Source organism: Paracoccus sp. MBLB3053 (assembly GCF_031822435.1).
GTDB lineage: Bacteria > Pseudomonadota > Alphaproteobacteria > Rhodobacterales > Rhodobacteraceae > Paracoccus > Paracoccus aurantius.
On the sequence record NZ_JAVQLW010000004.1, the window covers coordinates 219,113 to 245,488 of the forward strand.

The 26,376-nt window shown below is 64.4% G+C and carries 20 protein-coding genes; 8 read left to right on the forward strand and 12 right to left on the reverse strand.

Annotated elements, in window-relative coordinates:
• Positions 1-21: 21 nt before the first annotated feature.
• A complete protein-coding gene (locus tag RGQ15_RS19655) occupies positions 22-1,536 on the reverse strand; it encodes an ABC transporter substrate-binding protein (protein WP_311162505.1) in 1,515 nt (504 codons plus the stop codon).
• A gap of 328 nt (positions 1,537-1,864) precedes the next feature.
• On the opposite strand from RGQ15_RS19655, the gene pdxA reads away from it, so the two are divergent.
• Together pdxA and RGQ15_RS19665 are read left to right on the forward strand one after the other, a co-directional pair.
• Positions 1,865-4,009: a 4-hydroxythreonine-4-phosphate dehydrogenase PdxA gene (gene pdxA, locus RGQ15_RS19660; RefSeq protein WP_311162506.1), complete on the forward strand. Its 2,145-nt coding sequence runs from the start codon at positions 1,865-1,867 to the stop codon at positions 4,007-4,009.
• Positions 4,006-5,112 (forward strand): iron-containing alcohol dehydrogenase, encoded by a 1,107-nt coding sequence (locus RGQ15_RS19665; protein WP_311162507.1) that lies wholly within the window; start codon positions 4,006-4,008, stop codon positions 5,110-5,112. The genes pdxA and RGQ15_RS19665 overlap by 4 nt, the downstream gene beginning before the upstream one ends.
• A 9-nt stretch (positions 5,113-5,121) precedes the next feature.
• Here the strand turns inward: RGQ15_RS19665 and RGQ15_RS19670 are convergent, their stop codons facing one another.
• Together RGQ15_RS19670 and RGQ15_RS19675 are read right to left on the reverse strand one after the other, a co-directional pair.
• Positions 5,122-5,829, reverse strand: coding sequence for a FadR/GntR family transcriptional regulator (locus RGQ15_RS19670; RefSeq protein ID WP_311162508.1), 708 nt, complete (start codon positions 5,827-5,829; stop codon positions 5,122-5,124).
• A complete protein-coding gene (locus RGQ15_RS19675) occupies positions 5,826-6,848 on the reverse strand; it encodes a four-carbon acid sugar kinase family protein (protein WP_311162510.1) in 1,023 nt (340 codons plus the stop codon). Before RGQ15_RS19675 ends, RGQ15_RS19670 begins: the two co-directional genes overlap by 4 nt.
• A 259-nt stretch (positions 6,849-7,107) precedes the next feature.
• Here RGQ15_RS19675 and RGQ15_RS19680 point away from each other — a divergent pair, with 259 nt between their 5' ends.
• The 3 genes from RGQ15_RS19680 (at position 7,108) to RGQ15_RS19690 (ending at position 9,820) form a co-directional block, all read left to right on the forward strand.
• A complete protein-coding gene (locus RGQ15_RS19680; protein ID WP_311162511.1) occupies positions 7,108-7,338 on the forward strand; it encodes a hypothetical protein in 231 nt (76 codons plus the stop codon).
• Between the two features lie 533 nt (positions 7,339-7,871).
• Entirely contained in the window at positions 7,872-8,807 is a 936-nt protein-coding gene (locus RGQ15_RS19685; RefSeq protein WP_311162512.1) for a Hint domain-containing protein, read from the forward strand.
• A gap of 122 nt (positions 8,808-8,929) precedes the next feature.
• Complete coding sequence (locus tag RGQ15_RS19690; protein WP_311162514.1) at positions 8,930-9,820, forward strand: alpha/beta hydrolase; 891 nt, start codon at positions 8,930-8,932, stop codon at positions 9,818-9,820.
• On the opposite strand, the gene RGQ15_RS19695 is transcribed toward RGQ15_RS19690, so the two are convergent.
• Genes RGQ15_RS19695 through RGQ15_RS19705 form a run of 3 tightly spaced genes read right to left on the reverse strand, consistent with a single transcriptional unit; the run spans position 9,815 to position 12,547 of the window.
• Positions 9,815-10,582, reverse strand: a complete 768-nt coding sequence (locus RGQ15_RS19695) for an ABC transporter ATP-binding protein (protein WP_311162516.1) — start codon at positions 10,580-10,582, stop codon at positions 9,815-9,817. The two genes, RGQ15_RS19690 and RGQ15_RS19695, sit on opposite strands and share 6 nt — an antisense overlap.
• Positions 10,583-10,619: 37 nt before the next feature.
• The gene (locus RGQ15_RS19700) at positions 10,620-11,564 is read right to left on the reverse strand and encodes a FecCD family ABC transporter permease (protein ID WP_311162517.1); all 945 of its coding nucleotides are present in this window, start codon (positions 11,562-11,564) and stop codon (positions 10,620-10,622) included.
• The gene (locus RGQ15_RS19705; RefSeq protein ID WP_311162518.1) at positions 11,561-12,547 is read right to left on the reverse strand and encodes a FecCD family ABC transporter permease; all 987 of its coding nucleotides are present in this window, start codon (positions 12,545-12,547) and stop codon (positions 11,561-11,563) included. Before RGQ15_RS19705 ends, RGQ15_RS19700 begins: the two co-directional genes overlap by 4 nt.
• Positions 12,548-12,717: 170 nt before the next feature.
• On the opposite strand from RGQ15_RS19705, the gene RGQ15_RS19710 reads away from it, so the two are divergent.
• The 3 genes from RGQ15_RS19710 (at position 12,718) to RGQ15_RS19720 (ending at position 17,114) form a co-directional block, all read left to right on the forward strand.
• The gene (locus RGQ15_RS19710; protein WP_311162520.1) at positions 12,718-13,686 is read left to right on the forward strand and encodes an ABC transporter substrate-binding protein; all 969 of its coding nucleotides are present in this window, start codon (positions 12,718-12,720) and stop codon (positions 13,684-13,686) included.
• A gap of 195 nt (positions 13,687-13,881) precedes the next feature.
• Entirely contained in the window at positions 13,882-15,981 is a 2,100-nt protein-coding gene (locus tag RGQ15_RS19715; RefSeq protein ID WP_311162522.1) for a TonB-dependent siderophore receptor, read from the forward strand.
• A 353-nt stretch (positions 15,982-16,334) separates the two neighbouring features.
• Entirely contained in the window at positions 16,335-17,114 is a 780-nt protein-coding gene (locus RGQ15_RS19720; RefSeq protein ID WP_311162524.1) for an ETX/MTX2 family pore-forming toxin, read from the forward strand.
• Between the two features lie 200 nt (positions 17,115-17,314).
• Here the strand turns inward: RGQ15_RS19720 and RGQ15_RS19725 are convergent, their stop codons facing one another.
• From RGQ15_RS19725 to RGQ15_RS19750, 6 genes are read right to left on the reverse strand one after another with little or no spacing between them, the layout of a single operon-like run.
• Positions 17,315-18,595, reverse strand: coding sequence for a catalase family protein (locus tag RGQ15_RS19725; RefSeq protein ID WP_311162525.1), 1,281 nt, complete (start codon positions 18,593-18,595; stop codon positions 17,315-17,317).
• A gap of 9 nt (positions 18,596-18,604) precedes the next feature.
• Positions 18,605-20,047 (reverse strand): Dyp-type peroxidase, encoded by a 1,443-nt coding sequence (locus RGQ15_RS19730; RefSeq protein ID WP_311162526.1) that lies wholly within the window; start codon positions 20,045-20,047, stop codon positions 18,605-18,607.
• Between the two features lie 11 nt (positions 20,048-20,058).
• Positions 20,059-21,369, reverse strand: a complete 1,311-nt coding sequence (locus RGQ15_RS19735; protein WP_311162527.1) for a hypothetical protein — start codon at positions 21,367-21,369, stop codon at positions 20,059-20,061.
• Positions 21,370-21,390: 21 nt separating this feature from the next.
• Positions 21,391-21,834, reverse strand: a complete 444-nt coding sequence (locus tag RGQ15_RS19740; RefSeq protein ID WP_311162528.1) for a hypothetical protein — start codon at positions 21,832-21,834, stop codon at positions 21,391-21,393.
• Positions 21,824-23,716 (reverse strand): GMC family oxidoreductase, encoded by a 1,893-nt coding sequence (locus RGQ15_RS19745; RefSeq protein WP_311162529.1) that lies wholly within the window; start codon positions 23,714-23,716, stop codon positions 21,824-21,826. The genes RGQ15_RS19740 and RGQ15_RS19745 overlap by 11 nt, the downstream gene beginning before the upstream one ends.
• Positions 23,717-23,724: 8 nt before the next feature.
• On the reverse strand, positions 23,725-26,148 hold the full coding sequence (locus RGQ15_RS19750; protein WP_311162530.1) for a c-type cytochrome: 2,424 nt from the start codon (positions 26,146-26,148) through the stop codon (positions 23,725-23,727).
• Between the last annotated feature and the right edge of the window lie 228 nt (positions 26,149-26,376).

Sequence of the window (26,376 nt, forward strand, 5' to 3'; positions counted from 1 at the left end):
GCGGGGACCGGCAGGGAGGGATCACTTGAAGCCGATATCGGAAAGCTGCAGCTGCCCGTTGGTGGCAATGGTCGGCTTGAAGTCCAGACGCTTGCCGACGCGGCTGTAGCTGACCATGTGGAAAAGCGGGATATCGGCCACGATATCGTCATGCACATAGGCGACGAGTCCCGACCAGAGCTTGGCGCGTTCCTCGCCGGTCGCGGCCGAGGCGCGCTTGATCAGGTCATCGACCTTGGGATCGGCAATGCCCGACTGGCGGCCGTCGCTGGCATATTTGAAATACATCGTGAAGATCGGGTCGCCCTTGTTGTTGTCATGCATGGCGGCCAGCATGTAGGCGCCCTGATCGGTCGGATAGGGCTTCGAATAGAATTTCTCGTGCTCGGCCACCTCGACGAATTCCAGCTTCACGTTGAAGCCGACATCGGTCAGCATCTGCTGCACCGCCTCCATCACCTCGGTGACCTTGGGGAAGTTCGCGGTGCGGGCGATCAGGCGGATCTCGGTATCGACCGGGACGCCATCGGCCTTGGCTTCGGCGAGCAGCTTCTTTGCCCCTTCGAGATCAAAGGCTGGCAGCTTCACGTCCGGGTTCCAACCGGCGGTGGTCGGCGGGAACAAAGCCACGGCGAGTTCCGTGCCTTCGGGCAGCAACGTGCCGATGAAGGCCTGACGGTCGATCGCCATGTTCAGCGCCTTGCGCACGCGGATGTCGCTGACCGGGGCCACCGCATTGTCGAGGCGGATATAGACGGTTTCCGAATCCAGATAGGTGAAGTCGGTCTCGGGATTGGTGGCATCCTCGCGGGCGATCGAAGGCGCAAGATCGGCCTCGCCGGTCTCGACCATGGCGGCGCGGACGGCGGGATCGGTCCGGAAGAGATAGGTCGCCGAGGTCACCATGGGCGTCTCGCCCCAGTAATCGTCGCGCCGCGTCAGCACGATCTGCTGGCCGGGCTTCCATTCCGTCACCTTGTAGGGGCCGGTGCCGACCGGGTCGCGCACGAATTCCATCGGCGTCTCCTCGGGCACGATGGTGATGAGCGACAGCAGCAGCGGCAGGATCGGCTGGACCGGATCGGCGGCAAAATCGACCGTCTGGTCGTCCACCACCTCGGCCGTGACGGTCATGCCGCCGAAATAGCGCTGCGACTCGCAGGTCAGCTTGTCGCTCATGGCGCGGTCGAAGGAATGTTTCACATCCTTGGCGTCAAAGCCCGACCCGTCCGAGAACTTGACCCCGCCCCGCAGCTTGAAGCGCCATGACCCGTCCGGCTTCTGTTCCCAGCTTTCGGCAAGGCGCGGCATCAGCCCCTTGCCATTGCGGGTGTCATATTCGGTCAGCGTCTCGTTGACATTCTCGAGGATCACCCGCCCGATATTCGAGCGCGTCGCCATGCAGGGCTCAAGCAGGTCCAGCTCTTCGCTCAGCACGATCTTGATATCGGAATCCGCCGCCAGCGCGGATGTCGCGCCAAATGCCATGCCCGCCGCAAGCACAACCGCGCCCAGGCGCAAAACCTTCGTCATCATCCAGCCCTCCCCGCAAGTGACGAAACCATCGCGCCCCTCCCGGCCGCGAGAATTGCCGGCCGGGCACCCGATCGCGTGCTGAAAGCGCGCGGCCCTTGCCCTTCCGGCAGAAAACAGGATGGGAGCAGGACATTTAGTTGTCAATATAATCTTGGTTCCAGTTCCGATCTGGCGAAGTATCTGCTTATTTATCAGTTATTATTCCAATACTTATTGCATTTTTTTCACTTCAGTCCCCGCTCAAACGTCTTCCAACCAACTTGACAACTGTGAACGGAAATGCTGTCACTTCTTCAGGAATGTCGACAGGTAGCAAGAAGGAAAGCCCATGTCACCCGACGAGATCGCCGCCAGCATGACGGGCCAGATCAGACAGGTTTCCACAACCCGCGCCGAAGCCTTCCTGCCCTCGCCCGTGGTCCAGAACCACGCGGCCTTCCTGCACCTGTTCAAAGACGGAACCCTGCTTTGCGCATGGTTTGCCGGCTCGCTGGAGGGCAAATCGGATATTTCCATCCATGCCTCGATCCTCGCGCCCGGCGCGCAGGTCTGGGGCGCGCCGCAAAAGCTCAGCCACGATCCCGACCATTCCGAGCAGAACCCGGTGATCTTTGCCGCTCCCGGTGGCGGGCTTTTCCTGTTCCACACCTCGCAGCCCGCCGGAAATCAGGATCAATGCCGCATCCGCATGGCAGCCCTGTCGCGCAACCTCGCGGACAACCGCCTGACCTTGGGCGAGGCGCGCTATCTCGATGAATTGCCGCGCGGCTGTTTCGTGCGCGGCCCGGTGATTTTGCGCGACGACGGGGCGTGGCTTCTGCCGCTGTTTCTCTGCGTGCCGCAGCCGGGCATGCGCTGGATCGGCAGCCATGACCTTGCCGCCGTCGCTGTCTCGACCAATCAAGGCGCAAGCTGGCAGATCGAATCCGTGCCGGACTCGCTCGGTTCAGTGCATATGAGCCCGGTGGCCCTGCCGGACGGGACCCGCGCCGCATTCTATCGCCGCAGGCAGGCCGATGCGGTCCATCGCAGCGTCTCGACTGATGGCGGCTATCACTGGTCCGCGCCGGAGCCGACCGATTTGCCAAACAACAACTCCTCGATTGCCGCCACCCGGATTGCGGATGGCCGTGTCGCGGTGATCTGCAATCTCGCTTCGGCGGCGGATTCCGCTGCGCGCCGCCAGTCGCTTTACGATGAGCTGGACGCGCCGGATGACCGCCCCGATGCGCAAGGCGGCTGTCAGCCGGTCTGGGGCGTGCCGCGCGCGCCTTTGGCGGTGTGCCTTTCGGCGGATGGCGGGCAGACCTTCCCGCAGCGCATCATTATCGAGGACGGTCCCGGCACCTGTCTTTCGAACAACTCGACCGATGGGCATAATCGGGAACTGTCCTATCCGTGGATTTTGGAAGGCCCGGATGGCAGCCTGCATATCGCCTATACCTATCACCGCCGCGCCATCAAATATGTCCGGCTCGCGCCGGGCTGGGCGAGCCAACCGAATGACGAGAATGACATGAGCGAAATCATCGGCATCACCATGGGCGACCCCGCCGGGGTCGGACCCGAGATCAGCGTCAAGGCCCTCGCGGAAATGTCGCCTGAGGACCGCGCCCGCACCCGCATCTATGGCAACCGCGCGACGCTCGAGGCAGCGAAAGCCGCGATCGGCGCGCTGGTGGACCTTGAGGGCGCGGTGGTCGACCTGCCCGTCGAGGGCGCGCCTTTGCCGTGGGGCAAGCTGTCCCCGGTCGCGGGCGATGCGGCCTTCCGCTTCATCGAGGCCGCGGTGCGCGACGCCGAAGGGGGCCGTATCGGCTGCATCGTCACCGCACCGATCAACAAGGAGGCGCTGAACCTTGCCGGGCATCACTATGACGGCCATACCGGGATGCTGCGCGCGCTGACCAGTTCCAAGGCGGCCTACATGCTGCTCGCCTCCGAACGGCTGAAGGTCATCCATGTCTCGACCCATGTGTCCCTTCAAGACGCAATCCGCCGCGCGACGACCGAGCGTGTTCTGGCCACGATCCGCGCGGGCCATGCCCATCTGCGGCGCATCGGCTATGACGCGCCGCGCATCGCCGTGGCCGGGATCAACCCGCATTGCGGCGAGAACGGGCTGTTCGGTTCGGAAGATGACGCCCAGCTCGCCCCCGCCGTCGCGCAGGCCCGCGCCGAGGGGATCGACGTTCAGGGCCCAATCTCGGCCGATACGGTGTTCCACCGCGCCTATTCCGGGGCTTTCGACCTGGTCGTCGCGCAATATCACGACCAGGGGCACATCCCGATCAAGCTGGTGGCCTTCGACACGGCGGTGAATGTCTCGGTCGAACTGCCGATCGACCGCACCTCGGTCGATCACGGCACCGCCTTCGACATCGCGGGCAAGGGGATCGCCGATCACAGCAACATGAATTCTGCCATTGCCTATGCCCGCAAGCTGGTCGCCGGAAAAAGGACCATGTCATGACGCTTTCGCGCAATATCACCCTGCATCTGCCCAAGCGTCTGGAAATCGGCGCGGGCGCGATTTCGCGGGTGCAGGCATGGGCCGGCGATGCGGCCCATATTCTGGTCATCGCCTCGCCCCATACCTCGGGCTTCGTGGAACGGCTGGCCCTTTCGGGCAAGGTCAGCATTTTCAACGCCGTGCCGGGCGAGCCGGATATCGCCTGCCTTGACGCGGCCCTTGCCGCCGCGCGTGCGGCCCGGCCCGATCTGGTCGTGGGTTTGGGCGGCGGGTCGGTCATGGATCTGGCGAAGCTCGTCGCGGCGATCTGCGACAGCGGCGAGACGCTGGACGAGATCGCCGGCCCGAACCGCGTCGCAGACCGCCGCACCCGTCTCGCGCAGGTCGCGACCACGGCGGGCACGGGCTCGGAGGCCGGTATCCGCGCGCTCATCACCGATCCCGGCAAGGGCGCCAAGATCGCCGTTGAAAGCCCGCATCTGCTGGCCGACCTGGCCGTGCTGGACCCCGAGCTGACCTTTACCGTCCCCCCCGCCATCACCGCCGCGACCGGGATCGATGCCATGGCGCATTGCGTCGAGGCCTTCACCAACCGAAACGCCCATCCGGTGATCGACGGCTATGCCCGGATGGGGATAGACCTCGTCGGGCGCTACCTCGCCCGCGCCGTCGCCGATGGCAGCGACACCGAGGCGCGGGAAGGGATGATGCTGGCTTCATTCTATGGCGGGATCTGCCTCGGCCCGGTCAATACCGCCGCCGGTCACGCGCTGGCCTATCCCCTGGGAACGCTCCTGCACCTGCCGCATGGGCTGGCCAATGCGATCATCTTCCCGCATGTGCTGGCCTTCAACGAAAGCGTCGCCCCCGCGAAGACGGCCGAGATCGCCGCGGCGCTTGGCCTGTCGGGCGACCTCTTGCCCGCCGCGCATCGCTTCTGCGCCGATCTCGGCGTCGAGATGCGGCTGTCGGCCCATGGCGCGCGCGAGGATCAACTGGACCGTTTTGCCAACGACGCCCATGCGATCCGCCGCCTGATGGACAACAACCCCCGCGACATGAGCGTGGATCAGGTCCGCGAGATCTATCGCGCCGCCTTCTGAGCGGCGCGGTCAGACCGGTTTCTTGCGTTCGAAGAGGCGCTCGCGCGACCCGATCAGGTGCTCTCGCATCAATTGCTGCGCCAGCGCCGCCTCGCCGCCACGGATCGCGCGGAAGATGCGGTCATGCTCATCGAAAACCCGCGCCAGCCCAGTGGCCTCGCGCTTGACCGAGGCGCCGTGAAAGCGCATGCCCACCGCGATATGGTCCTTGAGCGCCTCCATCGCGGTCGAGAAATAGCTGTTTTCGCTGGCCTGCGCGATGGCGAGGTGGAACTGGAAATCGGCATCCTCGCGATGCGATTGCCGGTTGGTCGCATCCCGCATCAGCTCCAGCGCGGCACCGATCCGGTCCAGCGATTGGGGCTCATGGCGCTCGGCGGCGCAGGCTGCCGCGACCGGCTCCATCGTGATGCGGAACTCGTAGCAGTTCAGCAGGTCGGCGACGTTTTCGAGCTGACCGAAACCCAGGGGTTGCTTGAGGCCGGTCGAGCGCACGAAACTGCCCGCGCCCCTCCGCGAGTAAATCAGCCCCTGCTCGCGCAGCCGTTGCAGCGCCTCGCGGATGATCGGACGCGAGACCTCGAACTCGGCCGCCAGATCGTGTTCAGTCGGCAGGCGCTCGTCCGGGGCGAAGGCCCCGGATTTGATCGAACGCAGGATCCGCTCGAAAACCAGATCGGCAAGGCTCTTGCGGGAGGTCTGCCGCGCGCCGGTCATGCTCGGGCAGTCCCGACCATCGCGGCGATGCGGGTCAGACAGTCAGGCTCTCCGAAGCCACCGGATTTTGTGATCACGGTCGATCCCTCCCATTCGGCGACCACGAGGCCCGGCAGGCATTCGCCACGCACCCTCAGGACATCCGCCCCGGCCGCGCGCAGACAGACGGCAGCCGTGGCGCCCCCGCTCAGCAGCACGGTCCCGAAACCCGGCCGCAGCAGGGGCACGACGGCGCGCGCCAAGGCCGCGGAAACCTCCTCTGCGTTCCGCGGTTCCGATCCGGGCACTGCCTGAAGCAGCAAGCGTGGAACATCGGGAAGCGTGGCCCGGAAGATGCCGTTCGGCGCAACGACTCGGGTCGTTCCCGGCATGTCGCGCAGCAGGTCGGCCTGGGACAGCGTGATCGGATCGCGGGAGCCAAGCACGAAAAGCGCCTGCGGTCCCGGCAGGCATCTGATCCTGCGCGGGGCGCAGGCCACCATGCGCTCCGCCAGCGCATCGGCCAACCCGCGCGCCCCGATGAGCAGGGCATCCCCTGCGGCATCCAGCGCCGCGTGCATCTCGGCTACGGTCGTGACATCCGGGACGGCAACCGGCGCCGCGCGGATGCCCAGACGTTCACGAACCGGGATCGGCGCGTCGATGCCGAAGCCCGTGACCGCCCCCGCCTGCACGATCCGCCCGAATTCAGGTATCGCCGGGGCAGCGAGGGCGCAGCCGAACTCAAACGCGGAAAGCTCGGCCTCGATATTGCCCTTGAGGCGGGAATCGACCTTTTTCAGGATGCGAACCGCTGGCAGTGCCCCGATGACCCGACGCACCGCGTCATGGGCGGCTTGCGGCGAAATCTCGCGGCTTTCCGTCGTCACCGCGATGACATCTGGGTCGCCGGACAGCGCGGTTGAGACATGCTGAGGGCCAAGCGCGACTGCGACGGCCAACCCTCGGGAAGCAAAGGGGGCTGAGGCGTCCAGCGCCCCGGTCAGGTCATCGCCGATGATGGCAAGCGAAAGCGGCATGTGCAGATGTTGTAAACTTATCCCAGCTGACAGGATAGGGTCTTGGCGGCCCAGCCGCAACAATGTCGCGTGGCATTTCGCGCAATCTCCCCAGCGACGCGACCGGGCTGCAGCCGGCAAGGTGGAGCCGTCGCCAGCCCGACCCTGTTTGATCCCAGGGCTTTCTGATTGCGGTGTGCTGGCTGGCTAGGCGTGAGGTATCGCGCCAGCCTCTCGTCAGCCCCAGTTGCCCCTTCGGATCGGGCCGGATCATGCGATCATGCCGACGACCTGCGGCTTCGTCTGGGGGCCTGGCCCGGCATTGGCCTATGCCCCCGCGATTGCCCTGCTGTCGGGTGGCCTCGCGTGGCGCGGCCGGTTCATTCCGGCGATGGTCCTGCTGATCGCGGCAGGTGTTTTGAAGGTCGGCATTGCGCGTCTTGCCTGGCCCTTCGTCCTGTTTGCCGTGGCGTCCCTGGGCTGGGCGGCCGCCGCGCGATCGTCCCCATGATCCGCTACACGCATGAAGGGCTGACCTCCACGCCAGACGAGCTGATCGAGGCTGGCCACCGCCTGCCGAGCGACCAGATGCGCCATCATGCGCGAGGTTCGCGCACCATATGCCACACCCACGATCCTTCTCGGTCTCAACCAGACAATCCTCTATGCGTTTTCGATGCTGGTGATCGTCGCGCTGATCGGAACAACCGATCTGCGTCAAAGGATCTATCTCGCCTTGGGTCAGGGCGATGTCGGGCTTGGCGTCGCGGCGGACGCGGCCATGGCCATTCTGGCACTCGTGGCCGACCGATCCTTTTGGGGAAACTCGATCAGTCGAAGCCTATTGCGCCAAAGCGCAGCAAGGCTGCTTTCCTCGGCAGTTTCAATCCTGAAGACTTGCATGACAGGCCGGGACCGACCAGACTATCTCGGACCGATCCTTTCCTCCGACAGTCCATATCGGTCACACTGCCCGACCCCTCCCGCATGCTGCTCACGCTTGAGCCCTCGCAGGCCAAACCGATCAGAAACGAGTAGAGACCCATGGCACAGTTTGATTTCCTGTCGATCATCGCGTTCACCAGAAGTGGCAACAGCCTCAATTTCGGGGACGGCACAACATATGACGTCGAAGGCACACTGGATGACGGCGATTCCGCCGATAACAGTTTCCAGGATGGAGAGATCGTCGGCACCGTCGACGGAAATGCCGTCCGCTTCATCGGCACCTATACTTATAACGGCCACGTCTATCCGGTCGTCACCATAGACGGAAATCCCGACAGCGGTTATCTTGTCAGCCCCTATATCTCGGCAACCTCGCTCAGCGATCTTCCAAACGAAGTCAGCACGAACGATGTCGAATTCAACGCGGCATCGGCGGGTGATTTCGTCACCTGCTTCGCGGCGGGAACGCTTGTCAGAACACCGGTTGGCGAAACCGCCGTCGAAGCCCTTCGGATCGGTGATCTCATCATGACGGATGACGGGCGAAGCATCCCGGTCAGGTGGATCGGGCGGCAGACGGTGGACAAGCGCTTCACCCCAACCGAACGTTTCGTTCCGGTTCGGGTGCGGGCCGGTGCCCTGGGTGGGGGCATTCCGCATAGCGACCTTGTCCTGACCGCCGATCACGCGCTCATCCTCGACGGTATTGCCATCAATGCCAGTGCTCTGGTGAACGGTCGCACCATTGCCTACGAGCCGTCTTGCAACTTGCCCGACCGCATCACCTATTATCATGTCGAGACGGAAGGACATGAGATCATCGTGGCAAACGGCGTCGCAGCCGAGACCTATGTGGATTACATCACGCGCCGGGTCTTCGACAATTATGCCGAGTTCGCAACCCTCTACGGCGAGGATCGGACCATCGCGGAAATGAGCCTTCCGCGCGTGTCCTCGGCACGTCTCCTGCCACCGCCGATCCGCGCCCGGCTCGCGGCGATCTGCACGTCGGGGCATCGGCGCAGCGCGTAGATTTCGCGTTCGGGCAGAGCTTCAAAGGGGCGCATGGAGGAGGCGTTCTTCCATCTCTCCTTGCCGCCGCGAGTGGTGGAGATTATCGCAGATCGCGGGCGCGGTGCCCCATAGGAAACGTCATGGATCTCTCTGTCTCACCGATCATGCCGGGTGTCACCGCCAAAGGCATTGGCCATGCGGGGCTGCGATGGTTCGACCTGACGGACACGGCAAACGGCGTGATCCGGCGGGTATTTCTGTGGTTGCCGCCCGGTGAGATGCCACGGGCAGGCTGGCCCGCGCTCTTCATGACCGATGGCAACGCAGTCATTGCCACGGCGATTGACGCAATGCGGGCGCAGGCCCCCTATCCCACGGGCACAAACTTGGGACAAGGCGCGCTTATCGCCATCGGCTACCCGACTGACGACGCCTATGATCCCTTCCGACGCAGCTGGGATCTCGGCCCGCCTCCCGGCGCAACCTATCCGCCCTTCTGGCCCGGCACGCCCGAAGTCAGGACCGGTGGCGGGGCGGAGCTCGCGCGTTTCATCCTTGAGGATGTATGTGCATTTCTGGCCACGCTCACACGCCTTGATCCGGCGCAACAGGGACTCTTCGGGCATTCCTTCGGCGGGCTCTTCGCGCTGTGGCTGATGTTCAACCGCCCCGATGCGTTTACCCATTGGATCGCGGCCAGTCCCTCGATCACATGGGAGGATAGTTTCCTTCTCGCGCATCGCGACGCCTTCGATCCCGGAGGGCGCGAAATTCGCGTGCATCTTTCCGCCGGGGAATGGGAAGGTGATCTGCTCGCCCCCTTTCAGCGCGAGGCCGAGGATGCCGGGAAACGGCTTGCGGCCAAAGCCAAGGAACGCACCTCGGACGCCGCGCGCGAGATGGCCGAGGATCTGAACCGCCTGCCCGGCGTCACAGCGGTCTATGAGACATATGCCGGAGAGACCCATATGTCTGTCCTGCCCGTCGCGGTGAACCGGGCGCTGCATTGGGTCTTCGGCCTGCGCTCATAGGCCTGCCGGCAGAACCACCGGTTTGCCATCCGGAAGCGCGCTGCATTCGAAGCCGATGCCGAAAGTTTCGCGCAATGGCACCGGCGACAACACGGTCTCGGGCGGGCCGATGGCCACCAACCGGCCCTCGCGCAGGGCAAGGACCTGATCGCAGGTGCGGGCGGCGATGGTCAGGTCATGCAGGATCATCACGACGCTGCGCGTTCTGCCCAAGTCCCGCAGCAACCCGACCAGCTCGGCCTGATGCGGCAGGTCAAGGAAGTTCAGCGGCTCATCCAGCAGGATCGTGTCGCATTCCTGCGCAAGGACCAGCGCGATCCAGGCCCTTTGCCGCTGCCCGCCCGACAGGCTGTCCACGGGCCGCGCGGCAAGATCGACCAGACCCACCGCGTGAATTGCGCGATCGACCGCAGCACGATCCGCGGGCCCCATCGGCAGAAACGGCCGCATCCATGGCGTACGTCCCCGCGCGACCAGTTGACGAACGGTCAGGCCGGGCGGGGCCGAGGCGGATTGCGGCAGCATGGCGATGCGGCGGGCGCGGGCGCGTGGCGGCAACCCCGCAATGTCTCGACCCTGATGCAAGACCGTCCCGCTTTCGGGGGGCAAAAGCCCCGCCATGGCGCGCAGCATCGTCGTCTTGCCCGAGCCATTCGCGCCGATGATCCCGGTGATCCCGCCCGAGGGCAGCGCGAAATCCAGCCCATGCAGCACGGGCATCCCGCTGAGATGGATCGAAAGGTCGCGGATCTCGAAGGGCATTGTCGTCCTTTCGCCTCTAGCTTCGCGGCGCGTGCATTTAGTTTCGCGCCATCCGGCGCACGGTCAGGATCAGGACCGGCGCACCGATCAGGGCCGTATAAAGCCCGGTCGGCAGCAGGGCCGTCGGGGCCATGGCGCGGGCCAGCACATCGGCCAAGGTCACGAAAGCCGCGCCGGTCAGCATGGCGGCGAAAGGGCTGGGGCGGCCACCGGCGACCACTCGCGCAACCGGACCAGCGGCCAGGGCCACAAAGCTCATCGGGCCGCAAAGGGCAACCGAGCCAGCCGCCACAAGGGCCGCGACAAGGCCAAGCCCGGCTCGCAGCAGCCCGACCCGCAAGCCAAGCGCGCGGGCCAGATCGTCGCCCAGTTCCAAGCGGTCCAACACCCTCCCCGACAACAACAGCGGCAGAAGCAGCGGGGCAAACAAGAGCCCGCGCTGGATCTCGGACCAGCCTGCCCCATTCAGCGTGCCGCTGAGCCATGTCATCGCCATCCCCGCGCTGCTGTCGCCCATGCGCAGGATCAGCGCCTCGGTTCCGGCTGCGGCGAAGATCGCAAGGGCCAGCCCTTGCAGCACGACGGCCCGCGTCTCGATGCCTTGGCGGGGATGCGCGGCAAGCCAGCCCAAGGCGGCGACGGCGGCCAGGCCTCCGGCCCAGGCGCAAAGTACGACCGGAGCGCCAAGGAACAGTCCCACCACCGCACCGAAGGCCGAGACCTGCGTCACCCCGATCACATCGGGCGAGGCCAGCGGGTTTCGCAGCAGCGTCTGGAAGACGAGGCCCGAAAGGCCAAAGCCCGCCCCGGCTATCATCCCGACCAGCAGGCGCGGCAGGCGCAGGTTCCAGATCATGCGGCCCGCGCCCTCGGGGTCGAGAAGCGCTTGTGCAAGCGCGGACGGCGCAAGCCACGTCCGCCCGGCGGAAAGCGACAGGATGGCCAGCGCCAGCAGAAGCACGATCAGCCCGAGATACCTCATGCGCCCTCGCGGATCATGCGGCGGATCAGCGCCATGAAGATGGGCGCGCCCAGCATCGCGAGCACAAGGCCAAGCTGCACTTCCGAGGGCCGCGCGAACCAGCGCCCCGCCAGATCGGCAAAGACCGCAAGCCCCGCACCGATCGGACAGGCCAGCGCGACCTGTTGCGTCAGACCGGCCTGTGGCAGGACACGCCGCGCCAGATGCGGCGCGATCAGGCCGATGAAGCCGACCGGCCCGGCAATGGCGACGCTCGCGCCCGCGCAAAGCGCGACCGAGGCAAGGCCAAGTCCCATGACCCGCCCGACATTCAGGCCAAGTGCGCCGCCCATCTCGGCCCCGAGCATCAGCGCCTCGATCTGGCGCGCGACCAATGCCGCAAGCAGGATGCCGAGGCCCGCGACAGGCGCGAGAACCGCCAGCGCGGGCAGTTGCGCCATGGCGAGCGATCCGACCATCCAGAAACGGTAGACATTGCGCGCCTCGGGCTGGGTCAGCACGATCAGCGCGACAAGGGCCATGAAAAGGCTCGACAGCGCCGCGCCGGCCAAGGGCAGGCGCAGGATATTGTCGCCGCGGCCGGAAAGGTAGCGCACCAGGATCGCCGCCATTGCCGCGCCCGCCAATGCCAGGCCTGCGACCGCCATCTGAGGCAGCGCGCCCAGCCAGAAAAGCCCCAGCACCACGGTCAGCGCCGCCCCGGCATTGACCCCTGTCAGGCCCGGATCGGCCAAGGGATTGCGCGCCATGGCCTGCATCACCACCCCCGCGACGGCAAGCGCCGCGCCGATCATCAGCGCCGCCAGCACGCGCGGCAGGCGCATGCCCATGATGATGCCCTGCGCGGGTTCGGTGGGGTCGAAAGACGTCACGGCCTGCCAAAGAACGCGCGGCGCATAATCCTGTGCCCCAAGGCAAAGCGCGGCGAAAAGCCCTGCCAGAACGGCAAGCCATAGCGCAAACAGGCGGGGCAGAAGTCGCAAACCGGGCTCCGTTGGGGATATTCTTGGCGGCTGGCGACGGCTGGCCCTTTGCGCCTGATTGCAGGGCAGAACGGCGTGGTCAAGCGGCTTGACCGATCACTGTACAGAGGTTAGCCCAAGATCACCCAGCGCAGCGGCGCAAGGCAGCACCTGAACCGACGGAAGATGCCATGCTGCGCTGCCTGCTGACCTTTGCCATTCTGGCAGCCCTTGCTTTGCCTGCCACGGCCGAGGATATCACCCTGCGCCACGGCTTCGGCGAAACGACGGTCGACCCAGACAAGGTGCAGCGCATCGTCTCGGTCGGTTATCACGAGCAGGATTTCCTTTATGCCCTCGGCCTTGCGCCGGTCGGCGTGCATGATTGGTTTGGCGGCCATCCCTATGCGACCGGGCCTTGGGCCGAAGAGGCGCGCAAGGCGGTCGGCGCAGAACCCGAGGTGCAGAAGGGCTTCGAGATCGACGTGGAATGGGTCTGGGAAATGCAGCCCGACCTGATCGTCGCCAGTTTCGCGCCAATGGATGCGGCGCTTTACGCGCAGCTTTCCCAGATCGCGCCGGTGCTGGGACCGCCCGCCGATTATCCGCTATGGGGCGGGCCGTGGGACGCGGAATTGCGGCTGATCGCGCAAGCCACCGGGCGCGAACCTCAGGCCGAGGCCGTGATCGACCGCATCAGCGCCAAGGTCGATGCCGCTGTTGCCGAGCATCCGCAGTTTCGGGGCTTGTCGGGCACGGCGGCCTATTTCCAGAACGGGCAGATCGTCGGCTATCGCAGTCTGGACGGCGCGAACCGGCTGCTGGACAGTTTCGGGATCAAGACACCACCGGTCTTTGACGAGATGGTCGGCGGCTCGGACCGCTTCCAGATCAGTCCCGAGCGTTTCGACCTGTTTGACCTCGATGTGCTGTTCTGGCTGGTCGAGGCCCCTTCGCGCGCCGCGATCAAGGCTCTGCCCTCATGGCAGAACACCCGTGCCGCCCGCGAGGGTCGCGCGATCTGGGCCAGCCCCGAGATGATGGGCGCGATGGCCTTCCAATCGCCGTTGTCGATTGAATGGGCTCTGGAGCCTCTGACCAGGCTGCTGGCAGCGGCATCAGACGGAAATCCCGGTACATCAACGGATCTGACACCTTGACTTGACCCGCCAAGGGTCACAGAAGCGTGAAAACCTAGGCAGCGCGGCTCGCGCAACCCCGGCAGCAATCAGCGGCCCTCTCTCCCGCTATTCATTTCCCCTCGCGCCGTCCCTTCCGGGAGTCCGGCGCCGCGCATCAATGGCCGGATCATCATGAACATTTCCCTGTTCCCCATCGCCTCAAGCAGGCCTCGCTTGGCCCTTCTGCTCAGCGCCACCGCTCTGACCGCCCTGCCCGCATTGGCGCAGGAAAACGTCACGCTGGACCCCGTCGTCTTGCAGGGTCAGGGTTCACCGATCTCGGGCGGCGTGGGCTATACCGTCGCCACCACGGCGACCGGGCTGAAATCCGGCGCGCCCGTGACCGAAGTTCCGATGACGGTCAACACCGTGACCGAACAGGAACTCGCGGATCGCGACCCCGTCCAGATCGAGGACGCGTTGGCCTATATCCCGGGCATTGTCGCCTCGCCCTGGGGGATGGATGACCGTTTCGACCAGTTCAGCATTCGCGGCTTCGACCTTGGCGTTTACGGCCTCTTCCGCGATGGGCTGATCAACAAGGCGCAAAGCTTCACCGGCTTCAAGGTCGATCCCTACATGATCCAGCGCATCGACGTGCTGAAGGGTCCGGCCTCGGTGCTTTACGGCTCGAACGACGCGGCGGGCATGGTGAACATGATCACCAAGCGCCCGACCTTTGCCCATCTGGGCGAGGCGCGGCTGTCCTATGGCTCGCATGACACGGCGGAACTGGCCGTCGACTGGGGCGATGTGAATGCCGACAAGACCCTGTCCTGGCGTCTGACCGGGCTGACCCGCGAGGGCGCGAACCAGATCGAGAATTCGGATGACGACCGCAACCTTCTGGCCTTCAGCACGACATGGGCACCGACCGATCAGACCTCGATCACCTTCCTTGCCAATTGGCAAAAGGACAACATGATGCCCAATGTCATGGTCCCCGTCGCGGGCGAGGACTACGACACTTCGGGCGGCACGCTGCCCTATGATTTCCTGAACAGCATTCACCCCTGGAACAAGTTCCAGACCGAACAGGCGAGCATCGGCTGGCAGGCCGAGCATGAGGTGAACGAGAGCCTGAAGATCCGGCAGAACTTCCGCTACGCCCGCCAGAGCACGGATTACAACCACCTCTATTCCAGCGGTCTGGATGCCAGCGCGCCGCTGCCCGCGAACCTGAATTACACCGCCTTCACCGTGGACGAAAAGGCACGCTACTGGGCCTTGGACAACCAACTGGAATATCGCGGTCGCTTCGGCAATGCCGAGCATGTCCTGACCTTCGGCGTCGATGTCAGCAAGCAGATCCGCGATGGCAGCATGGGCTATGCCGATCCGGGCTATGTCATTCCACTGGCTGCGCTGAATTTCGACCAGCCTGTCGCCGAGCCGGGAGCCTTCAACGACGCCCGGACCGAGGTGCTGGAAAAAGGCCTCTATGCGCAGGATCATATCCGCTTCGGCAATGGCGTCACGGTTACCGCGGGTCTGCGCCGGTCATGGATCGAGAACGAGACGGAAGACCGCCTCTGGGGCATGGATAGCTACCAGAAGGACAACGCCACCACCGGCATGCTGGGCGCGACCTGGGATCTGGGCAATGGCTTCGTGCCCTATGCCAGCTATGGCGAAAGCTTTACCGTGAATATCGGCCAGACCTTTGGCGGCGAGCAATACCAGCCGACCGAGGGCAAGCAGCTTGAAATCGGCCTGCGCTATCAACCGGCGGGCACGCAACTGCAACTGGCGGCGGCGCTCTACAATATCGAGAAAAGCAATGTCCTGACCTCGGACCCGATCAATCCGGGTTTCCAGATCCAGACCGGCGAGGTTCGCCATCGCGGGCTTGAGCTTGAGGCACGCGGCCAGCTGACCGAGGCGCTCTCGCTGATCGCGGGCTATAGCTATATCGACGCCAAGGTGACAAGCTCCGAGGATGGCGATCAGGGCAATGAACCGGCCCTGGTTCCCGAGCATTCGGCCTCGATCTGGGCGCAGTACGACTTCAAGGGCGCGGTCGAGGGCCTGCGCCTGGGCGGCGGTCTGCGCTATGTCGGCAAGACCTGGGCCGACAACGCCAATTCGCGCGAGGTCGATTCCTATCTGCTGGCCGACATGGCCGTCCATTACGACTGGGATGATTATTCGGTTGCGCTGAATGTCACGAACCTCTTCGACGAGGATTATTACTCGACCTGTAGTTCGGCGGGTTACGGCTGCGCCCAGGGCGAAGGCCGCGAGGCCACGCTGACGCTTTCGCGCGCCTTCTGATCTTGGCCACAGTCGCCGCGGGGAGTTGCCTTTCCGCGGCCCGTGCTCATCAAGCGCTTCGACGGCATCGCCGGGAAGCAGACCGGCTGCAAGCTGCAGGATCATTTCCTGCGACACCTCGACAGGCGCAAGGGATCTCATGAGGGTGCAGCAGCGCACCGAGATCCCGCCCCATCCGATACATCGAAAAACGTCCTGCGGGCCCAGGTTGTCAAACGCCGGAACTCGGGGGGACGATAAGCGAGAAGTCTCGGTCCGCCCGCGATCGCAATTTTTCCAATCTTTTTTTGAACCGGCAGCGGTGTCGCCGCGACTTAGCGATACCAACCCAAAACCAGTTTGAGGAAAATGACATGATTGATCCGTTTGAAGTCGTCGGCGAGCGCGTGCGTCACTGGGCCGAAATCAACAATCCCAAGGACGGCAAAGGCACCTATGTGCCTTCAAAGTCCAAGATGCGCATCCAGACGCAGGAGCTGGTGTTCGGGGAAGTTCTGCCCGGCGCGATCATCCCGAGGGGCGTCTATCACACCGACTGGGAAAACAACACTTCGGTGCAGAATGTGCAGACATTTCTTGTCGAGGAGACCACAACCGACACCTATACCTGGAGCCTTACGGCGGGCCTGAAGGTCAGCAGCAAGTTCACCGCGAAAATTCCCTTCGGCAGCGGCACCGAAAACACCGTCGAGATGAGCACGAGCGTGACCGAGACCGAGACGCAGTCCACGGCGCGGAGATGGAGTTATTCCACGCAGGTCTTTGTGCCGCCGCATTGCAAACTGGTGTCGTCCTTTATCGTCAATGAGGCGCAATACCATGTGCCGTTCACCGCCAAGGTGACCGTGCGCGGCTATGTCTACATCAAGTTCAGCAACGGCAAATACTTCGGCAAGGAAATCGACGTGCTGATCAAGGATCTGGGTTGGTCACCCTCGACCTTCATGGTGCATACCACCGGCGAACTGGATGCGGTTGTAGGTGAGAGCTTTACCGTGCGGACGGATGAATACGCGCTCGACGGCACGCAGCGGGCGATGGGTGAGGTGCTCGACCGAGGCTATTGGGTCGAAGGTCGGGCGATCTCGGCCCCCGGATTGGGACTGCTTGAAACCGAGCTTGAAACCCGATGACCCGGTGCCGCCGCTCGGCCCAGCCGGGGCGCGGCGGCATCCACTGTCCGCCAAGGGCCGGAAGGGGGTCAGAACCATGATCGGGCTGCAGGCCAAGCCCGGGTCCGCGACTTTGCGTGAAAGGGACAGATGCGGCTGTGCCAGATCATTCGACGACGAACACCTTCAAGATGCAGTTTACGGGGCGCTTCCCGACCCTTTCATGGATCAACCGCGTCAGGGCTGCCCGGTTCATGCCGCTGTCGAACCTCAGGCATCTGCGATTGGTCAACCGCAACTTTGCCGGAACCGAACTCTGTGCCGGTCGGCTCCACATGGTCGACCCGGTTCATGATTTGGCGGAAGTTCGATAGTTCTTGATACAAGCGTCGACGCGCCCGGCTCTGGTTGCCAAGTGGCCGGTGCTCACGAAGCGAATGCCACGGGTTGAACTTCAGGTTGCGGTTGAGGCTCATCATCTCCGGGTTGTCGAAATCCTGCCTCGGGATATGGATGCGTGCGACCGGCACCCAAGGTGAGAGATCCTCGGGCCAGCGGATCGAGGCATCCTCGATCGGCATGCGGTGAGGATCGGTCTGGATCTGCACAAGCATATCGAAGTCGACATCCGTCTCTCGCAGAGTCCGCGCCATGTTGTCGCGAAGATAGTTCGGCGGGACGCGGCCAAACGGGACGCCGGGGATGTCCATCCCCACCTTGCTCAGCGGCAGATAGGAATAGAGCATCGCCTGTCCCTCGCCCAGCAGGTAAGGCACGCAACTGTAATAGCGCTGGCCAAGCGGGTTGTACTGGGTCTGATTCCAAAGCCCCTGCATGAGAAAATCAAGGAAATGCAGGTCCTTCGGGTTGAGAAAGTACCAAAGCGGCTCGTCGATCGTGCTCCAGTACTGCAGCTTGGCATTCTCGCGCACGTTCGGTGTCACGAAGGTCGGCGTGACGACCGCAGGCCAGTCCTGCGTGAACTTTTCTTCGTCCATCAGCTTTTCGCCCGGCACGTCCATCAGCTTTACGGTCATTGATCCGAAGCCGACATCGCGGATGTCCTCGGGTACGTCCGGCCCGGGCCCCGCGAAGCGGATATAGGCGGGATAGCTGCGCTCGACTGCGAAAACGCCCCTCCGCAGGTTCTCGGCAAGGCCCGGCCGGACGGTGAAGGTCGCGCGGACCAGGCCGTGTGTCTTGGTATTGCCGCCACGCTCGTAGGCGCCGGGCTGGAAGTGCAGGTTCATCTGTTCGCGCATCTCGTCGATGATGTCCTGCAGCGCCTGTTCTTCCCAGTCGAAGAGTTTCTCTTCGGCAAGGCCAAGACCGAGATCGGGACGGTTGCGGTTCTTCAGGTGCTGGACCAGCTTCGCCAATGGCTCACGGGTTAGGCGGTCGAGCTGCGGGCGGAAGAACGGCTCGAATCGGCGCTCGATGTGCAGGCCGACTTCCAGACCGCGATGGGCAAGCCGACGCAACGGGATCAGGAACTCAAACATCACCGCCTCCTACGCACCGGCAATGAACTGCAGCGCCCGGATGCCGGGCATGAAGAAATAGGCACCGCCCCGCACCGTGACGAATTGCGGCAGGCCCTCCAGCCGTTCTGGCAAGCCGGTCAGCCGCGGCGCGCTGTAATGGTCGGTCATCGTGCCATCGGGAAGCGGTGTGCGGGCGCCCGTCAGGGGATCGCGCTCACCGCCCAGCCCGTCGAACCTCGCGCTGTAGAGCCAGGCTTCCTGCACGAACTCGAACTGGCGGACGATGTCGGCGCAGAGGCAGACGAAGAGAATGCCCCGTTCTTCGTCTGGACCGGGCAGCAACGCTTCGTCGACGCTGAGCCTGCTGCCGTATTCGCGGCCCCGGCGAACCAGCCGGTGGAAACGCGACGAGGCCACGAGGTCGTGCCGTCCGGCCAGCCCGTCCCGCCGCCTTCGGAAACCCAGCGTGCTCATCAGCCAGGACCAGCGGCCACTGACCCCGGCGGGATGATCGCCCGTCCGTGGGTTGGCGCGCCGGATATGGGCGCCGACCGGGCAGACATTTCCGTCGACATCCCCGGAATAAGTGAAGTTGTTACCGCTTCGCCCACCCGGGATATTCTCGTGGTCGGGGATCAGGCCACGGCCGTCGCGATGGCGGCCCACCATGAGCGAGGCCAGCCGATCACGCTGCGCCGGATCGGCGCCGGCCACGCGGTCGAGGTACTGCCAGAAACCTCGCACGTCCTGGTGAAGTTGACGAAGCACCAGAAAGCTGCCGTTCCGCGCAAGATCGGTGGCCCGCTGACCGGGCGCGGCCTCGGCCAGCACCGCCGGGGCAGTCTCCTGGTATTCGTTCGGGTATCCAAGCAGCAACTCGCCCGGCGCCAGCATGTTCGCATAGCCGAGCCTGCGGTGCAGATCGGTGGTGAAGGTCTGATCCCAGTCGATCACCGGCTCGCTGACGCCGTCAACGAAGCCGAAGGGCTCGATGCCGCGGGCGATGCCGGTCGGCAATCTGCGCATCACGCGAAAGCCGGTGTCGAAATTCGTGTCGCGCAGCTCGGCCATCAGCGCATCAAGGCCACCTTCGGCGGCATAGAGCATCAACAAGACATGCGGCGCGGGCCGGCCCCACTGCCAGTTTAGCGGATCGTTATCGCCCACATCCCCCAGCCGCCGCGAGCGGCTCGCCTCGCCCGCCATCCCGGCAAGAAAGGGCTGCGGGAACCGCGAGACGGTGGCCTCGGTGATGCCGAGGGCGCGCAGCCCATCGGCGGTCAGCGCGACCTGCAGCGCGGTTTGCGGCGGCGTTTCGCGCAGTTGCGCCGTCGTCAGCGGCGCGCTGCGCAGCCAGGCGCGGGCGGCATCAGGCGCTGCCACCTCGAGCAGCAGGAACTCGGCTGCCCTCAGCCGTCCGTGGCCGAAGCGGGCAAGGCCCTGGATATCCGCAAAATCGACCGCTGGCATCGCCCTGCCCTTCATCGCCGGATGCCCGCGAGCCAGTGCCGAAGCGCCCGCGCGCCGACCGGCCGTTTCTCGAGCCCGCGACGGACGCGGGTGTTTTCCGCAAGATCGAAAGCCGCGAGGCCGGGATAGGCCTTGTACCAGACATCCGTCGCCTGATGACGATTGCGGAGATAGCGCTTGAACTTCGCCTCTTGCTCGGCGCCGCCCTTCAGCAGGAAGCGGGTGGACGGATAGCCGACGCCGTTCGAGAAGACCAGGTTCAGGCCCCAGGCGACCTTGTTGATGAAGTCATCCATGTAGCTTTCAAGCGAGCCATCGTAGTTGCTGAAGAAAAGCACCCGCCGCCGCTTGTCGAAGAAGACCCAGCGCGCGAAATGAATGGACTGCACCCGGGTCAGGTAACCACGGCCAAAGACATGCCGCGCCGACCATCCGAGCAAGAACAGGAAGAACGCTGTCGCCGAGCGGCGGAACAGCCCCGGCTTGAGGTCGCCGGCGGCTGAAAAAGGGTTGGTGACGTCATGGTCCTCGAATTCCGCGATCCAGGCAAGGCGGGTGTCGTCCGGGCGCGGCAGCACCTCGGGGTCCGATCGCTCGAGCTGGCGCAGGCGAAGAAGGAGAAATGGGAAGGCGAGCACCGTGACGGGGCTGAGCATGAGCAGCACCAATGGCACGCCGATCAGATCGGCGGCACCGCTGATGCGGCGGCCGAGTGGTGTCGGCGCCTCCGGGGTCAGCGCGAGCCGGCCGGAACGCTGCTCATCCGCGACGAAGGCCACCAGTTCGCGATGCAGGCGGGGGCCGTCGGCTTCGCCTATCCGGGCGACGATCGCCGGAAGCTCTGCGGCGAGAGCGCGGCGCAGCCTGTCTTCCTCGTGCACCTGCAGCACGGTGCGGCCGCGGGTGTTGACGTAATTGGCGGCCTCCTCGACGTTTTTGCTGCGCATCCAGCCCAGCAGGTCGTCCTCCGCCCGAAAGCCTTCGCAGAGCGAGAAGATGCGCCGCAACCCCTCGCCGGCCAGTTCGACGAGCTGGGCGAGGAAGCTTTCCCGATCGCCGTCTATATCACCGAGAAAGGCGAGATGCGCGGGGAATTGCTCGGCCGGGGTACCATAGGCCGTCTGAATATCGCGCCATGTATCGACCTCGACGACGAGAAGGCGCGCGACATGCAGCCTGTCGAAGCGGCCAAAGGGCACCAGCGCGTTCTGGGGGTCGGCAAGGCCCGGCCGCAGCGTCATCGTGGCAAGCAGGGCACGCAATTCCTCGACCCGGCCCTTGGCGATCGGGGCGAAGATCAGAAAGGTGGACTGCGGCGTCATCCGATACCCCGTCAGCGCGTGTCAGCCCTTGCCCTCGAACTCCAGGACGAAGTCGATCAGGCGCGTGTCATCCCAGTATACCTTTCCAAGATAGAGACCGGGACCGATCTCGCGGATCTCGTCGCGGATCCATTGCGCGACCAGCGAGGTGTCGGAATAATCGAGAACGATGCATTCCTTGCCGTCGAGCCAGCTTTGGTCCTTGTAGACCTTGGCGATGATCGCGTTGAAGCCGATCGGCAGGATGCGGTTGCGCAAGACGCCCTTCTCGGCGTCGAACACCTTGCCTTGCCAGGCGAAGGTGTTGATGAACCTCGCGATCAGCGGCGAGAAGCGCGTTCCGGCCGCGATGATCGCGGTGCCCTCGGCGGCGCCGTCGGGAATATCGCCGGCCGGCACGCTCGAGAACAGGTCGTCGAGTTCCTTCTGGCTCATGTCCATCAGCTTTTCGAGATCATATGCCATTGGTGGCTTCCTCTGTCAGCGGTTGGCGTTTCGCGTCCTCAAGGATCGTCTCGGCTGCCTTCTCGCCGACCATGTAGACGGCGGCCGCGATGAAAAAGCCGGGGATGCGCGGGAAGACCGAGGCGTCGACGACGCGCAGGCCGGGCACCCCATGCACCCGGAACCGCGAGTCAAGAACGCCACCCTCGTCCTTCGGGCCGATCCTGCAGCTGCAGGAGGCGTGGTGACCCCAGGCATTGTCGCGGATGTAGGCGGCGATCTCATCGTCGGACTGCACGCCGTCACCGGGCACCTCCTCGGCGGCGATCAAGCCGCGGCGGCGCAGCGGCTCGGTGATCCGGCGGACCAGCTTCACCCCCTCCACCACGCCGCGCAGGTCGGCCTCATGGCCTTCGCTGCCTTCGTCGAGATAGTTGAAATCAATCCTCGGCCGGTCACGCGGATCGGCTGAAGCCAGCCGGACCCGTCCGGCGCGGTTCGCCGTATGCGCTTTCAGGACCGCCCAGGTCAGACAGTTGAAGTGCCGGGAAAGCTCGGCCGCGTAGCCCGGATAATAGCCATCGAAATGCGCGAGCAGGGCCATGCAGAAGAGATCGGGCAGCGGCGCGTCGGGAGTGGAGCGGCGGATGACGCCGATGCCCGCCCCATTGGTGGCGTAGAGGCTGCTGCCGTGCTTGTCCCAGGCCCGCCAAAGCGCATCTCCAACGGCGAAGTCGGCCCCGGCCAGGCTCTCCCAGCGGTCGAACGCCATTCGGTTGATGACGGCGACCTCGTAGCGATCCTGAAGGTTGCAGCCGACGCCGTCGAGCCGCGCCCGCAGGTCGATGCCATGCCGACCAAGTTCGGCCGGATCGCCGATGCCCGAAAGCATCAGCAACTGCGGCGTGTTGAATGCCCCGCCGGCAAGGATCACCTCGCGCCGCGCGGCGATGTGATGCGGCTCCCCTGGGTCGTTGTTTGGCACGGCATGGGCCCGGTAAAGCCGCTCTCCCTTCAGGTAGTCGACGCCGATCGCCCGGCCGCTGGCGTCGAGCACCACGCGGGTCGCCAGCGCATCGAGCTCGACGATCAGCCGGTCGGGGTGGCGTCGGGCCACGTCGAGCACGCGCTCGCGGCTTCCGACCCGGCGACCGCGACGCGTGGAAAGCGGCGTATAGCACAGGCCTTCGGCGGCATCCTCAAGCCGGTCTATGTCGTTCGGATCGGCGGCGCTTTCCAGAAACCAGCGCAAGCGCTCACCAAGATCGGCGCGCTCGCCTGCGATCTTGCGCACCGACGACAGGACCATGTCGACAAGCTCATCGTCGCGCAGCGCTGCGCGCGGGATGCCCTTGTCGGTCGCAAGCCAGCCGTCGTAGCCGTGGCCCGTCCGGTCGATGCCCAAAGCCGCGAGCCGCCGCTGGACAGGGCGGTAGTGACAATCCTCGAGCCTGCGGAAGTGGCGCTGCATTTCTCGGGGTGACCAGCTTGCATCGCCGGTCAGGGCCTCGATCCTGCGCCAGTCCTCGTGGTGCGGACAGACAAGGATCATCGCGTTATGCGCAGTGCAACCCCCAAGCGTGCCCGCGCGCGGATAAAGCACCCCCTCCGGCCCCGCCCTCCAGTCGCGGGCCTGCCGATCGGGAACTGCGTAGTGGTTCACATAGAAATCCCAGCGCAGCGCCTCGTTCTCGGAGGCGAAGCAATGAAACGCCGGCACGTCGTAATCGTCGGGCAGCCGGTTGCCGTCCGGCATTCCGCGCACGCCTCCGGTCAGGTTCCGCGGGTCGCCACCCGCCTCGAGCAGCAGCACCCGCATGCCGCTCTCGGCCAGGCGCGCAGCGACCGTGCCGCCCCCGGCGCCCGATCCGACCACGACGTAATCTACCGCTTCCCTGTGCACGGGGTGCCTCAGAAGGTCTTGAGGAAATCTATCAGGTCGTTCTTCTCTGCGTCGCTCAGCTGCGTCCCGAACAGGTGCCCGCGATTGACCACCAAATCCGGGCATTTGCTGAGTTCCAGCATCGGCCCGACCAGAGGGCGAAAGGCAAGCCGGACGTCCTCGTCACTGGCGTCTTCCGGCAGGTCCTTCAAGGTGCGCTTGATCTGGACGACCAACCTGAACAGCTTGACGTCATGTTCTATCCGATCGAGGAGATCGGCCTGGTCGAGCCTGAGATCCAGGTTGGCCAGAAGCCCGACCGGTGCGCCCGCCGGAATCGGCCCCAGCTGGATATCCCCATTCGCGTTGAACAGCCACGGCAGCTCATCTCGGAAGGGTTCGAAAAGCTTGCCCAGGAACTCCGGCTGGAAGCCCCGCGGGATGATCAGGTAACTCCGCGCGGTCGTCCGGTCGATGAAGCCGGGGATCTTGTCGCCGAGAAGCTGGTCGCGCTCTCGTTTCTCCGGCCAGAGCATCTTGGTGATGCCATCCTCGAATTCGATCATCCGACCGCGCACCGAGGGGTCGGGGTCGTATATCTGGCCGACATTCCGGCCGACCGTGTTGTTGAGCAGGAACGGTGCCGTCGACCAGAGACTGACAAGCGACGGCACCCGGGTATAGCCGCGTCCGCCCGCCGGCATCTCGTAATCGTAGGGCTCCCCGGTCACGGGATGGTAGACCTTGATCGTGCCGACCGAAGGCAGGCTCTTGTAACTGTCCGACGAGAAGTTGTCCCAGATATTCCCGGCAATCGCGTTGGTCGCCAACGGGCTGCAGGCGTTGGTTTCAAGCAGGGTGACCGGAATGCGCAACTCGTTCGACAGGTAGTTGCCGTCCAGGAAGTCCTCCGCCCGCACGATCGCGCGCATCTCGGACTTGAAATCCTCAGTCTTGGTCAGTTCCCAATAGCGGTTCCAGCATTGCAGGTATCCCGACCCCGAACAGCCGCCGGGCATCGCCTGATACGCCGATTGGGGCAACTTGCTTGAATGGCAGCGCGCGCAGTTCTCGGCAAAGATTGTCTTGCCATTGTCGAGCGATCCCGCCTCTGCCGTCAGATACTCCGCGCCGCCCGGCGCGTCCGCCAGGGCGTCCGGCCGACCCGCCTTCAGGAAATAGAGCGCGGTCAGCGGCGTCTGCGCCTCGGTCGCCTGCCAATAGGCAGAGTTTTTCTGCGCCGTCTCGATCTTGATCGGCGAAATCGACCGGCCGCCGACGATCGGGTTGAAGTGGCGGGTCCACTCCTCGCTGTAGAGCCCGATATTGAGATAGACCCGGTTCAGCGCGCCAAGCGCCCCCACCGAGTCGGCGCCGTCCTTCAGGACGCGCGGGCTGAAACTGAGGTCCGGCGGCTCGAAGAAGGGGGCGAGCGCCTGGGTCGCCGGGAAATCGTCGAACTGCCGGTTGTCGCGTTCACCGTCTTCCAGCCGCTCTTCTCCGAAGCGCAGCGCGTTCGCCATCCGCGCCTCGAGCAGATAGATCGCGTTCATCGTCCGCGGGTTGTTGATGTAGTCGCTTGAAACCAGAGAGGTATCGAGCGTTCCCGGCCGCGCGGTGTGAATAAGCTGGACCATGTATTGCCGGTCCTCGGGCTTCCACGCGAAGATCCGATCAAACCAGAAATACTGCGCCCCGACGGTGGCGTTGAGGTTCTCCATCGCCGGGTTTTCCGGATCGTCCGGCGGCGCAATCGGACTTGGCCCGACATGGCAAAACGCGCAGGACATCCCCACCCGGTATGGTCGCACCAGATCATCGTCCAGATAATAGTCCGGATCGTTGTAGAAACGCTCCGGGTCCCAGTCCTGCTCGGCCTTCTCGTCGAATTCCGGGTTCGGGAAAAGCCGCAGGCCCAGCACGCCGCTAGGCTCACCGTAATAAGACCCGACCGGAACGTTGCGGCCACGGGCACCGATCTCGACCCCGGGATATTTCTCGGCGTTTGCGAAGGGATCGGCGGGGCAGTCCTCGCTGCGCCGGTCGAGCCACAGGCCGTAACGATCAGGGTCGGGACCGGTCGCTTGCTCGAAACACGGCTCGTTCATCAGTCCCAGGTATTTGAAGCGATTGGCACGTCGTGCCGGCAGGTCGGGGTGGGACGACAGCGTCTTCAAAAGGTCGAACTGGCCGAAGGTGTCATTGGTGAGGCGGTCCCAGAACAGGTCGTTGCCACCCGTCCAGACCAGCCACATATTGCGACCCTTCACCTCGTCTGGGGTCAGATCAAGGCCGTTATCCATCGCTGCGAAATAGTTCTCATCGGCAGGCTGGAACGACTGGGCGCTTCGGCCCGCCAGCATCGCCTCGTCGCGCACCTCCCGCAGGAATTGGGCGGCCGCGACCGTGGGCAGCACTGCAATCAGCAGAATCGGCCAAAAAAAACGGCCCATTTTTACAATCCTCCGCGCAGGCACCATCGCAGGTGCCGGAATGCTTCGGCAAATTCTCTAACAATATAGCATCGACTCGAACTTTAAAAAATATCGACTCGAATCGCAAAAAATGCAACCTTGTCAATTAACCCATTTTCGACCGCATATGTGACGATAAACTGCATTATTGGCAGGGCGGGACTTAATATTTCCATTCGATGAATAACGTGGATTCTATTTGGATCA

Coding starts and splice junctions, on each gene's coding strand:
- RGQ15_RS19655 (WP_311162505.1), bottom strand. CDS start 1,536: ATGATGACGAAGGTTTTGCGCCTGGGCGCGGTTGTGCTTGCGGCGGGC.
- pdxA (WP_311162506.1), top strand. CDS start 1,865: ATGTCACCCGACGAGATCGCCGCCAGCATGACGGGCCAGATCAGACAG.
- RGQ15_RS19665 (WP_311162507.1), top strand. CDS start 4,006: ATGACGCTTTCGCGCAATATCACCCTGCATCTGCCCAAGCGTCTGGAA.
- RGQ15_RS19670 (WP_311162508.1), bottom strand. CDS start 5,829: ATGACCGGCGCGCGGCAGACCTCCCGCAAGAGCCTTGCCGATCTGGTT.
- RGQ15_RS19675 (WP_311162510.1), bottom strand. CDS start 6,848: ATGCCGCTTTCGCTTGCCATCATCGGCGATGACCTGACCGGGGCGCTG.
- RGQ15_RS19680 (WP_311162511.1), top strand. CDS start 7,108: ATGCCGACGACCTGCGGCTTCGTCTGGGGGCCTGGCCCGGCATTGGCC.
- RGQ15_RS19685 (WP_311162512.1), top strand. CDS start 7,872: ATGGCACAGTTTGATTTCCTGTCGATCATCGCGTTCACCAGAAGTGGC.
- RGQ15_RS19690 (WP_311162514.1), top strand. CDS start 8,930: ATGGATCTCTCTGTCTCACCGATCATGCCGGGTGTCACCGCCAAAGGC.
- RGQ15_RS19695 (WP_311162516.1), bottom strand. CDS start 10,582: ATGCCCTTCGAGATCCGCGACCTTTCGATCCATCTCAGCGGGATGCCC.
- RGQ15_RS19700 (WP_311162517.1), bottom strand. CDS start 11,564: ATGAGGTATCTCGGGCTGATCGTGCTTCTGCTGGCGCTGGCCATCCTG.
- RGQ15_RS19710 (WP_311162520.1), top strand. CDS start 12,718: ATGCTGCGCTGCCTGCTGACCTTTGCCATTCTGGCAGCCCTTGCTTTG.
- RGQ15_RS19720 (WP_311162524.1), top strand. CDS start 16,335: ATGATTGATCCGTTTGAAGTCGTCGGCGAGCGCGTGCGTCACTGGGCC.
- RGQ15_RS19725 (WP_311162525.1), bottom strand. CDS start 18,595: ATGTTTGAGTTCCTGATCCCGTTGCGTCGGCTTGCCCATCGCGGTCTG.
- RGQ15_RS19730 (WP_311162526.1), bottom strand. CDS start 20,047: ATGCCAGCGGTCGATTTTGCGGATATCCAGGGCCTTGCCCGCTTCGGC.
- RGQ15_RS19735 (WP_311162527.1), bottom strand. CDS start 21,369: ATGACGCCGCAGTCCACCTTTCTGATCTTCGCCCCGATCGCCAAGGGC.
- RGQ15_RS19740 (WP_311162528.1), bottom strand. CDS start 21,834: ATGGCATATGATCTCGAAAAGCTGATGGACATGAGCCAGAAGGAACTC.
- RGQ15_RS19750 (WP_311162530.1), bottom strand. CDS start 26,148: ATGGGCCGTTTTTTTTGGCCGATTCTGCTGATTGCAGTGCTGCCCACG.